Below are 10,441 nucleotides of genomic sequence, written 5' to 3'. Positions count from 1 at the left end.
AATTTTGTTTAACACTTTAAAACGCTAAAGTGTTTTGTTATGATAATCGTATTAATGGAGGGAAATATATGCAGATAGATAAACTGAGGGGTAAAGAACTGGATGATCTGTTCGAGGGGATACTGAAGCTTGAATCGGTCGAGGAATGCCATCACTTTTTCGATGACCTATGTACAACGAATGAACTCGTTTCATTGAAGCAGCGTTTCCAGGTGGCTAAGATGATAAAAGAGGGACATACGTATTCGAAAGTACAGGATAAGACCGGTGCATCGAGTGCTACAGTATCCAGAGTGAAGCGGTGTCTGGATTATGGGAGTGAAGGCTATCACGCTATCATTGACCGGATGGATCAGAAATAGGCAGCCTCTGCATGCAGGGACTGCCTATATTTCAATGACTCTGAATGTATTTCTGATTTCCGTAGCCAGGTCATCCGTCCGCCATTCCCGCTGGTAGCCGAGGCAGGGGCATATATACTGGATGCCGTCTGCTTCAAACTGGTGACGGAAATGGACGTGTCCCATGATGCTGTAGCGGATGGGATAATCTTCATAGAAGCTGTCGAAATCGGATGTGCCGATGAAGGCATTATAGAAGTCGAACAGTCTATGGGGTGTGGGCACGGTGAATCTGTGATGGGTCACGACGTGCGTCATCAGTATGATGTTGCGGTCTTTGACTGTTTCCAGGTCCTTCTGTACGGATTCGGCAAAGGAACGTGATAATTCCGGATCATCGACTGGCCAGTGGATTTTGACCTTATCCTGCCAAGTACCGCCGTAGAACTTGCCACTCGCAAGCTTCTCCAGCGTGAAGCGCGGGTCGGCGTAGGAATAGTCGTACCAGCCGCTATGACCGACAATCGCCCAGTCATCACCCAGTATGAGCGGCGATTCGATCAGGCTTTTCGGATGGTCCTTGTAGAATCGGTATACCTCCGTACTTGAGACACCCTCCGGCTGCCAGTAGTCGTGGTTGCCCGGAACAAACCGGATGTCGATATTTGTTGATTCCATCAGAGACTCGACAAATGCCGAAGTGACCCGGTAGTCATTGGAAATATCACCGGCAATGAGCAGCAAGTCGATATTTTGATTGAGCATTTCATGGGACAGTACTTGCCTGAAATCTTCTATTGTATATTCTGTCCTGGTCCGATCGATATGCAGATCGGCGATGATGCCTATTTTCATATTATCTCTCCGTCGTATTCATATACTGAAAAATACTATGCACATATTGTAATGAAGTCAACTGAAGTGAGTTCAGCTGTTATATTAAAGAACAGGAAAATAGAAATGCGAGCCTCCTTGCCACAGGAGGCTCGCATTTCTATTTCCATCCATAAAATCAGTGGTTGATTCTAAGCGACTACCGCATAACCCAGTTTCTCGATGATCGTCTTCAGTTCTTCTGGTGTCACTTTGTCTTTGTCAAAGGTGGCTTTCACTTTGCTGGAGTTGAAAAGGACCTTCACTTCTTCGACACCTTCCACTTTCCCGACTTTGCTTTCTATCTTTTTGATGCAGGATGGGCATGTGAGGGGTTCCAATTTAAATTTGACTGTGTTCATCTCGATCTCTCCTTTATTTTTTCTATCTCAAGTATAGATCTTCTGCTTTCATCATTCCTTGACCGTCATCAATCTTTTGGGGTAAAAAATATATTCGAAAAACTTCGTTCTTGATGGGAGTCAAGTTATTCTTTTTTAAAATCACTTAAGATAGGAGTGTAAAGAAAATACACTTTAAAAGAGGAGTTGAACGAAATGGTGGGTCTTATTCATAAGCATAAAAAAGCGATTACTTTTCTGTCTGCATTACTATTGGTATTGACGCTCATTTTCCACTTCACAGGTTTCGATGTCCTGCGGCAGTTCACCCTGATCATTGCGACTGTCATGGCCGGAAGTCCGATTGCATTGAAGGCCTTGCAGGCGATTAGCATGAAGGCCTTCAGTATTGAAGTGCTCGTAACGATTGCGGTCATTGGTGCGCTTTTCATTGGAGAATATGTGGAGTCGGCTGTTGTGACCTTCCTGTTCCTTTTCGGCGATTATCTGGAAGCGCGAACGTTGGAAAAAACACGTTCTTCCTTAAAGAATTTGATCGATATGACACCACAGGAAGCGACGGTAGTTCGGGACGACATCAGCCAGACAGTGCCGGTGGAAGAAGTGAGCAAAGGGGACCATGTCCTCATCCGTACGGGTGGAAAAGTGCCAGTGGACGGTAGAATAGTCAGTGGGAATGCTTCCCTTGATGAAGCAGCTATCACGGGTGAATCTGTACCGGCTTCCAAAAGCATTGGGGACAATGTGTTCAGCAGTACAATCATTGATACCGGCTATATAGAAGTGATCGCTGAAAAAGTCGGGAATGATACAACATTCGCAAAGATCATTGAGCTTGTAGAAGAAGCGCAGGAATCAAAATCGAAAACAGAAAAATTTCTGAACAGATTCGCGGATATCTATACACCTGCAGTAATAGTGCTCTCCATCCTGGTGTATATTTTGACAAGAAACCTGCATCTCGCAATCACTTTCCTTGTCATCGCTTGTCCGGGTGCGTTGATCATTGGTGCACCGGTTTCCAGTGTAGCAGGCATCGGCAATGGCGCAAAAAATGGTGTGCTGGTCAAAGGTGGAGAAGTGATGGACCGTTTCTCGAAAGTGGATACGATCGTATTAGACAAAACGGGTACATTGACTAAAGGGAAACCGTCAGTGACTGAAATTAAAGCCTTCGATTCACACAAGGAATTGGAATTGCTCAACTGGGTGGCACAAGCAGAGATAGGCTCTGAACACCACCTTGGACAAACGATTGTCAAAGAAGCGGAAACCAGAGGATTGGTCCTCGACCAGGAGGCTGGACAGGTGGACGTCATCAAAGGAAACGGTCTGGAGGCCAGAGTGAGAGGACGGGTTCTGACTATCGGCAACCGGAAGCTGATGTCAGAGAAAAAAATCGCTATCCCAACTGAAATCGAAGCTTATGCGGTGGAACGTGAAAAGCTTGGAAACACAGCGATCCTCATCGCCGTGGACAAGAAGTTAGCCGGCATCTTCTCGATTGCCGATGAGATCCGCGAAGATGCAGTGGCTGCACTCGCTCGAATGAGAAATAATGGCATCAGAAGAATCATCATGCTGACCGGTGACAATCAGCATACTGCTGAACTCGTTGCCTCAAGATTGGGACTGGATGAATTCCATGCCGAACTATTGCCTGAAGAAAAGGTGGCTTTCGTGAGACGACTGAAAGCACAGGGGCATACGGTCGCCATGGCAGGTGATGGTGTCAATGATGCACCAGCAATCGCCGCATCGGATGTCGGCATTGCAATGGGTGAGGGTGGTACGGATGTTGCGATGGAAACTGCAGATGTCGTCCTGATGGCCGATAGGCTGATGCAACTATCCCATGCCCACTCACTGTCGAAGGCCACAATACGAAATATGAAACAGAATACGTTCTTTGCCGTTAGTATTGTCGTAATTCTGCTGATTGGTGTGCTTATGGGTTCCGTCCATCTGGCTTCCGGCATGTTTATCCACGAAGCAAGCGTACTGATTGTCATTCTGAATGCCATGCGGCTGATGAGTTTCAAACGTCCCTCTAAAAAATCAAGGCAGGACTTAAAGATTAAACCTGTTTGATTTTGAGGAGATGACCCATTCGGGTAAGACATCTTTTCGCTTTATATTTTTTAGTTGCTGGTATGTTCAACTGGAAATTCTGTAAAATAGTTTATATAGTATTGGTGTATGGAGGAGGATAGACATGGAGGAGCAGGAAGTTTGCAGTCATACAGCGCAGAATAGTAAAAAAACGGCCCAGTCGTGTGTTGCCATTGTACCGATCTTCAATCATCTTCAAGAAGAAGAAATGAGGGAAGTCGTGAAAACAACACGTCCTATCTCTCTAAGGAGAGGGGAACCTTTATATAGTGCAGGTGACGTCTCAAGTTCACTTTATATCATTCATCGTGGAAAAATTAAAATCTACCGGCTATCCGAGAATGGAAAAGAGCAGCTGGTCAGGATTCTGTACCCGGGTGACTTTACCGGTGAACTTGCGCTCTTTAAGGAATCGATACATGATGTGTATGCAGAAGCCATGGAAAAAACAGAGATCTGTAGTATACAGCGAAATGATCTGAATGCACTCCTTAGGATATTTCCAAGCATTTCTTTAAAGATTCTCAATGAATTCTCCGACCGTCTTGAACGGACGGAAATGCAGATGACACGTTTTGCAACAGAAGATATAGATTCGCGTATCGCCTTCTACCTGGTACAGCAGGCGGAAGAAAAAGATTCCATGGAATTCCATCTGCCGATGTCTCGGAAGGATCTTGCATCCTTTCTTGGAACCACTCCCGAAACCATCAGTCGAAAGTTGGGTAAATTTGAAAATGAGGGTTGGATTGAACAAAAGGACCAGCGCGTCATTCGCGTTTTGAATCTGAACGCCTTATCGTCCTCTAGTAGTTGATTCGATCAAATATGAAGCAAATAAAAATACAGGCCATTGGCCTGTATTTTTATTTGCTATGAATTTCTAAGCGAAGAAGCCGACGACTGCTGCTGTCAGAACGCTGACGAGGGAAGCACCGTAAACAAGTTTCAGACCGAAGCGTGCAACTTTGTCGCCGCTTTCGTTATGCAGACCCTTAACAGATCCTGCAATGATACCGATACTTGAGAAGTTCGCAAATGATACCAGGAATACGGAAATCATTGCCTGGGACTTGCGGCTGAGTTCTTCTGCCATTGTCGTATAGTCGAGCATCGCGACGAATTCGTTCGTAATCAGCTTCGTGGCCATCAGGCTACCCACTTGCTGGGCTTCCGACCATGGCACACCGATCAGGAATGCAATCGGCATGAAGATGTAGCCAAGGACATCTTGGAAAGTAATATTTACACCAGGAATAAGCAGGAATGCCTGGTTCAGGATGGCAATGAGTGCAATGTAGCCGATCAGCATCGCTGCTACGGTCAATGCGACTCTGGCACCATCCATGATGTAGTCTCCAAGCACCTGGAAGAATGATTTTCCTGCATCAGGATTATCATCGACATCTGCCGCATCTTCTGTATCCGTTACGTCATACGGATTGAGGATGTGGACAATGACGTATGTACCGAATAGATTGAGGACGATTGCTGTTACAACATATTGCGGTTCCAGCATCGTCATGTATGCAGCGACGATGGAAAGTGATACTGAACTCATCGCCTGTGCTGATAATGTATAAAGACGGTGTTTAGGCAAGTGCGGCAGCTGGTTCTTGAGTGAAATGAATACTTCAGACTGACCAAGGATCATTGAAGCAGCACCATTGTACGACTCGAGATATCCCATACCGGTGATTTTTGTCAATAGTAGACCAAGTAGACGAATGATCAGTGGCAGAATTTTAGTGAACTGCAGAATTCCTATCAGTGCGGAAATGACGATGATCGGCAGCAATACGTTAAATAAGAACACATCTGCAGGTGAACCATCTTCAAGTGTGGTCAGGTCGCCCATGACGAATGCAACACCTTCAGCGGCAAACCCGAGTAAAGCGTTGAAGCCGGCTGCAAGTGCGCCAATCAGTGCTTCTCCGGCACCAGTGGAAAGAAGAATGAAGGCAAGTAGCAACTGGATGGCAAGAAGAATCAGTATGTTCTTCCATTTACTGAAAGCACGCTTGCGGTCACTGCTGACAATCCATGCCAGTAGGAATGTAAACGCGATTCCGATGATACCCATAATAATATTCAAGTCTGTCACCTCATAAATAGTAAGTTTTGTACATTATATAATAGAGTGTTTCTTTCTGTATATGCACGATTGATGGAACATCCTGATTAATTATAATGCAAACGGTTACAAAAATAAAGAGTGAATTTGCAAAACATTCCATTTGCCATATTGGATCATAGGATATATAATTATAGTCAAAGAAGGTCAAAAGGGGTGATGAAATGCGCAATATGTCGGATATAATCGAACAGTACCTGAAACAGCTGATTGAGCAGTCCGGCGGTGAAGTCGTCGAAATCAAGCGTGCGCATATCGCTGAGAAGTTCGACTGTGTCCCCTCACAGCTGAATTATGTAATAAAAACCCGTTTTACTAATGAGCACGGCTACACCGTCGAAAGCAAAAGAGGCGGTGGCGGATACATCCGGATCACGAAAGTCGAAACGCATTCCAAATCCGATTATCTGGCACGTCTGAAGCAATTGATCGGGGACGGCATCTCACAGCAGAATGCGAATCGCATCGTCCAGTCTCTGATGGAGAATGAAGTGGTTACACGAAAAGAAGCAAAAATCATAGATGCGGTACTGGAAAGGGAGAGCCTGATGCTCGACCTGCCATATCGTGACCGCCTCAGGGCAAATATTCTTATGAGGGTGATCGACGTCATTCTCTACAGCGAGGAGTGAGGGGATGAAATGCGAATCCTGCAATGAAAGGGAAGCGACGATCCACATATCCAAAGGCAATGGTCTCGAAAAGACGGAGAAGTTCCTTTGTGAGCAGTGTGCCAATGCTTCATTTGAAAATGACTTCAGCTATCCGGACGATACATTCAATATCCAGAAGCTGCTGCAATCACTGTCCCAGCACCCATCGATGCATCAGTCCAAGCAGCAGCCTAGACAGTGTTCCACGTGCGGCTCGACGATCAATACCATCGTCCATATGGGCAAGTTCGGCTGTCCCGACTGCTATGACACATTTGAAGAGCAGGTGCCGGATATCGTGAGCCGAGTACAGGCGCATCAGTCGGAGCACGTAGGCAAAGTGCCGATGAAATCGCGGGCCCATCTGCAAACCAAAAGAAAAATCGAAGCATTGAAGGAAAGACTGGCACAGCTCGTCGAAACTCAGGAGTTTGAAGAGGCGGTTGTCGTACGGGATGAAATCAGAGCATTGGAACAGGCAGGTGACAGCAATGGAGTATAGCCATATCAGTCCATGGATGCACAATGTCGAAGAGCTGCCTGTCGAGATGTCGACACGGGTCAGGCTGGCGAGGAATATCAGCAATCTGCCGTTCCCTCATATGATGAACGATGACGCGCAGCTTAAACCTGTATTGGATAGATTGGATGATACACTGACAGGGTACAGACGTATACAGATGGACACCCTTCAATTTGAAGACAAGGCATTAATGGTCGAAAAGCATCTGATCAGTCCACTGTTTACAAAGCGGGGACTGCTCAGCTACATTAATGAAGAAGAGTCGATTTCCATCATGGTCAACGAAGAAGACCACCTGCGCATCCAGACGATGGGTGTCGGGATGTCCTTGATGTCGCTCTATAATAAAGCGAATGAGATCGATGATGAAATAGAGTCCGAAGTAGGTTATGCATTCGATGACCAGTATGGTTATCTGACAGCATGTCCGACCAATATTGGTACCGGCCTCAGAGCTTCGGTCATGCTGCATCTGCCGGCGATGACGTTCGGCAGCAGAATTCAGACACTGGCGGCGAACCTGAGTCGTTTCGGTTTTACATTGAGAGGCATATATGGAGAAGGCTCCATCCCCCTTGGCCACATATACCAGCTTTCCAACCAGCTGACGCTTGGTCAGACTGAAGAGGAGATCATCAGCAATCTGGACGAATTGAAGGAACGGATAGTGGAAGAGGAGATCGAGATGCGCTCACAGTTCAAAAGTGAACATCTGATTGAAGTGAAGGATTCGGTCTACCGTTCATACGGTATACTGAAGCATGCTTTCAAGCTTCCGCTGAAGGAAGCGGCCAAATGTCTGAGTGATATCAAACTCGGAATCGACCTTGAGCTGATAGAACATGAAGATTTTCAATTCCAAAAATGGATTCAACTGATTCAGCCAGCATTCATCAAGATGCGCCTGAATGAACAGAATAAAGAAATAGCATCACTGGAGCGCGCTGTTGAAGAAGAGCGTGCGGCATTGATGAGACAACTACTAGGAGGGGAATAATATGCTATTTGGCAGATTAACTGAAAGAGCCCAGAAAGTGCTTGCTTATGCACAGGAAGAAGCAATCAACCTCAAACATTCCAATATCGGCACAGAGCACCTGCTGCTCGGCCTGGTTAAAGAAAATGAAGGTATCGCGGCCAAAGTGCTCGCATCCTTCAATATCACCGAAGAGAAAGTGAAAGAAGAAGTATTCAACCTGATCAATGAAGGGACAGAACCATCTTCTTCCATCCACTATACACCGAGAGCAAAGAAAGTCATTGAACTTTCCATGGATGAAGCACGCAAGCTTCACCATAATTTCGTAGGCACAGAGCACCTGCTGCTCGGTCTGATCAGAGAGAGTGAAGGCGTTGCGGCACGTGTACTGTCGAATCTCGATCTGAACATTACTAAAGCACGGGCTGCTGTCATCAAGATGCTCGGCAACCCGGAGTCGTTCCAGCAGAAGGAAAGCATGAAAAAAGACCATAACACGCCGACACTGGATTCACTCGCGCGTGATCTGACTCAGATTGCACGTGACGAAATGCTCGACCCGGTAATCGGCCGTTCCAAAGAGATTACGCGTGTCATCGAAGTCCTGAGCAGAAGAACGAAGAATAATCCGGTACTGATTGGTGAGCCGGGTGTAGGTAAGACGGCCATTGCTGAAGGTCTTGCCCAGGCGATCATCAAAAATGAAGTGCCTGAAACGCTGAAGGACAAGCGTGTCATGTCCCTCGATATGGGAACGGTTGTCGCAGGTACCAAATACCGTGGTGAGTTTGAAGAGCGTATGAAGAAGGTCATGGAGGAAATCCATAAGGCGGGCAACGTTGTCCTCTTCATCGATGAACTCCACACACTGATCGGTGCAGGGGGTGCAGAAGGTGCTATTGATGCATCGAACATCTTGAAACCTGCTTTGGCCCGTGGCGAACTGCAATGTATTGGTGCGACAACGCTTGATGAGTACCGTAAGCATATCGAAAAAGATGCAGCACTGGAACGCCGTTTCCAGCCGGTACAGGTGGATGAGCCGAATGTTGAGGATGCGATCCTTATTCTCAGAGGACTGCGTGACCGCTATGAAGCCCACCATAGAATCACAATTACAGACGAGGCCTTGGAAGCGGCGGCAGTCATGAGTGACCGCTATGTCCAGGACAGATTCCTGCCGGACAAGGCGATTGACCTGATCGACGAAGCGTCCTCCAAAGTGAGACTCAGAAGCTACACATCCCCACCGGACCTGAAAGACCTTGAAAGCAAACTTGAAGCGATCAAGAAAGAGAAGGATTCTGCTGTACAGAGCCAGGAGTTCGAAGCGGCAGCAAACTACAGGGATCAGCAGACAAAACTCGAAGAAGAGCTTAAAAAACGTGAAGATGACTGGAAGAAGGAACAGGGTCAGGCTTCCCAGTCTGTTAAGAAAAGTGACATTGAAATCGTCATCAGCGGCATCACCGGTATTCCACTCTCGAAAATTGCTGAAGATGAGTCGGATAGGCTGATGAATCTTGAATCAATCCTGCACAACCGTGTCATCGGTCAGGAGGATGCAGTGACGTCCATCGCCAAGGCGGTCAGAAGGGCACGTGCCGGACTTAAAAATCCGAAGCGTCCGATAGGCAGCTTTATTTTCCTTGGCCCGACAGGTGTCGGTAAAACTGAACTTGGCAGAGCGCTCAGTGAAGCGATGTTCGGTGAAGAGGATGCGATGATCCGTGTCGATATGAGTGAGTATATGGAGAAGCATTCCGTCTCCCGTCTCGTCGGTTCACCTCCAGGGTATGTCGGATACGAAGATGGTGGCCAGCTCACTGAAAAAGTGAGAAGAAAGCCTTATTCACTCGTACTCTTTGATGAAATAGAAAAAGCACACCCGGATGTCTTCAACATGCTTCTGCAAGTGCTGGATGATGGTCGTCTGACAGACTCCAACGGACGTACTGTAGATTTCCGTAATACAATCATCGTCATGACATCAAACGTAGGTGCACAGGAGCTCAAGGACAATAAGTTCGCCGGCTTCGGTACAACGGATCAGACACGTAACTATGATAACATCAAGAACACGATGATGAAGGAACTGAAAAATACTTTCCGTCCTGAATTCATCAACCGTGTGGACGATATCATTGTATTCCACAGTCTGGAAAAAGAACATCTTAAAGAGATCGTCAAGCTGATGATCAATCAGCTCACGAAACGCCTCGACAGTCAGGATATCCATCTTGAAGTGACTGAGGCTGCGACAGAGAAAATTGCTGATGAAGGATATGATCCGGAATATGGTGCACGTCCACTTGCGCGTTCCATCCAGCGTCATATTGAAGATAGGCTCAGTGAGTCACTCCTTTCCGGAGAAGAGCTTGAAGGCAGAATCGTAACAATCGATTATAAAGATGACGAATTCAGTGTGACGACTAAAGAAAGTGTGACAGCTGAATAATACAGC

General features: G+C 46.5%; 10 protein-coding genes. 7 read left to right on the top strand and 3 right to left on the bottom strand.

Annotated features, from left to right (window positions below; all coding sequences use genetic code 11):
• Window positions 1-68 precede the first annotated feature (68 nt).
• The gene (locus GQ671_RS09470; RefSeq protein WP_160656147.1) at window positions 69-362 is read left to right on the top strand and encodes a YerC/YecD family TrpR-related protein; all 294 of its coding nucleotides are present in this window, start codon (window positions 69-71) and stop codon (window positions 360-362) included.
• Window positions 363-386: 24 nt separating this feature from the next.
• Here GQ671_RS09470 and GQ671_RS09465 read toward each other — a convergent pair whose 3' ends face one another.
• Window positions 387-1,196, bottom strand: a complete 810-nt coding sequence (locus GQ671_RS09465) for a metallophosphoesterase (protein WP_160656144.1) — start codon at window positions 1,194-1,196, stop codon at window positions 387-389.
• A 170-nt stretch (window positions 1,197-1,366) separates the two neighbouring features.
• Window positions 1,367-1,576: a heavy-metal-associated domain-containing protein gene (locus GQ671_RS09460; RefSeq protein WP_160656141.1), complete on the bottom strand. Its 210-nt coding sequence runs from the start codon at window positions 1,574-1,576 to the stop codon at window positions 1,367-1,369.
• Between the two features lie 195 nt (window positions 1,577-1,771).
• On the opposite strand from GQ671_RS09460, the gene GQ671_RS09455 reads away from it, so the two are divergent.
• Both GQ671_RS09455 and GQ671_RS09450 read left to right on the top strand, forming a co-directional pair.
• Window positions 1,772-3,667: a heavy metal translocating P-type ATPase gene (locus GQ671_RS09455; RefSeq protein ID WP_160656138.1), complete on the top strand. Its 1,896-nt coding sequence runs from the start codon at window positions 1,772-1,774 to the stop codon at window positions 3,665-3,667.
• Between the two features lie 124 nt (window positions 3,668-3,791).
• The gene (locus GQ671_RS09450) at window positions 3,792-4,505 is read left to right on the top strand and encodes a Crp/Fnr family transcriptional regulator (protein WP_160656134.1); all 714 of its coding nucleotides are present in this window, start codon (window positions 3,792-3,794) and stop codon (window positions 4,503-4,505) included.
• Between the two features lie 66 nt (window positions 4,506-4,571).
• Here GQ671_RS09450 and GQ671_RS09445 read toward each other — a convergent pair whose 3' ends face one another.
• Window positions 4,572-5,783: a NupC/NupG family nucleoside CNT transporter gene (locus GQ671_RS09445; RefSeq protein ID WP_160656131.1), complete on the bottom strand. Its 1,212-nt coding sequence runs from the start codon at window positions 5,781-5,783 to the stop codon at window positions 4,572-4,574.
• Window positions 5,784-5,986: 203 nt separating this feature from the next.
• On the opposite strand from GQ671_RS09445, the gene GQ671_RS09440 reads away from it, so the two are divergent.
• Genes GQ671_RS09440 through GQ671_RS09425 form a run of 4 tightly spaced genes read left to right on the top strand, consistent with a single transcriptional unit; the run spans window position 5,987 to window position 10,435 of the window.
• On the top strand, window positions 5,987-6,454 hold the full coding sequence (locus GQ671_RS09440; RefSeq protein ID WP_160656128.1) for a CtsR family transcriptional regulator: 468 nt from the start codon (window positions 5,987-5,989) through the stop codon (window positions 6,452-6,454).
• Window positions 6,455-6,458: 4 nt separating this feature from the next.
• Window positions 6,459-6,977, top strand: coding sequence for a UvrB/UvrC motif-containing protein (locus GQ671_RS09435; protein ID WP_160656125.1), 519 nt, complete (start codon window positions 6,459-6,461; stop codon window positions 6,975-6,977).
• The gene (locus tag GQ671_RS09430; RefSeq protein ID WP_246153222.1) at window positions 6,931-7,995 is read left to right on the top strand and encodes a protein arginine kinase; all 1,065 of its coding nucleotides are present in this window, start codon (window positions 6,931-6,933) and stop codon (window positions 7,993-7,995) included. The genes GQ671_RS09435 and GQ671_RS09430 overlap by 47 nt, the downstream gene beginning before the upstream one ends.
• Before the next feature lies 1 nt (window position 7,996).
• Window positions 7,997-10,435 (top strand): ATP-dependent Clp protease ATP-binding subunit, encoded by a 2,439-nt coding sequence (locus GQ671_RS09425; protein ID WP_160656122.1) that lies wholly within the window; start codon window positions 7,997-7,999, stop codon window positions 10,433-10,435.
• Window positions 10,436-10,441: the final 6 nt, after the last annotated feature.

The sequence above is a fragment of the Salinicoccus hispanicus genome (assembly GCF_009831115.1).
GTDB lineage: Bacteria > Bacillota > Bacilli > Staphylococcales > Salinicoccaceae > Salinicoccus > Salinicoccus hispanicus.
Note: the sequence above shows the minus strand (reverse complement) of the source record. Positions and strands in the feature narration are given on the sequence as shown.

What these genes read in the sequence shown, in the direction of transcription:
- GQ671_RS09465 (WP_160656144.1), bottom strand. Translation starts at nt 1,196, where the DNA reads ATGAAAATAGGCATCATCGCCGATCTGCATATCGATCGGACCAGGACA.
- GQ671_RS09470 (WP_160656147.1), top strand. Translation starts at nt 69, where the DNA reads ATGCAGATAGATAAACTGAGGGGTAAAGAACTGGATGATCTGTTCGAG.
- GQ671_RS09430 (WP_246153222.1), top strand. Translation starts at nt 6,931, where the DNA reads ATGAAATCAGAGCATTGGAACAGGCAGGTGACAGCAATGGAGTATAGC.
- GQ671_RS09450 (WP_160656134.1), top strand. Translation starts at nt 3,792, where the DNA reads ATGGAGGAGCAGGAAGTTTGCAGTCATACAGCGCAGAATAGTAAAAAA.
- GQ671_RS09455 (WP_160656138.1), top strand. Translation starts at nt 1,772, where the DNA reads ATGGTGGGTCTTATTCATAAGCATAAAAAAGCGATTACTTTTCTGTCT.
- GQ671_RS09460 (WP_160656141.1), bottom strand. Translation starts at nt 1,576, where the DNA reads ATGAACACAGTCAAATTTAAATTGGAACCCCTCACATGCCCATCCTGC.
- GQ671_RS09440 (WP_160656128.1), top strand. Translation starts at nt 5,987, where the DNA reads ATGCGCAATATGTCGGATATAATCGAACAGTACCTGAAACAGCTGATT.
- GQ671_RS09435 (WP_160656125.1), top strand. Translation starts at nt 6,459, where the DNA reads ATGAAATGCGAATCCTGCAATGAAAGGGAAGCGACGATCCACATATCC.
- GQ671_RS09425 (WP_160656122.1), top strand. Translation starts at nt 7,997, where the DNA reads ATGCTATTTGGCAGATTAACTGAAAGAGCCCAGAAAGTGCTTGCTTAT.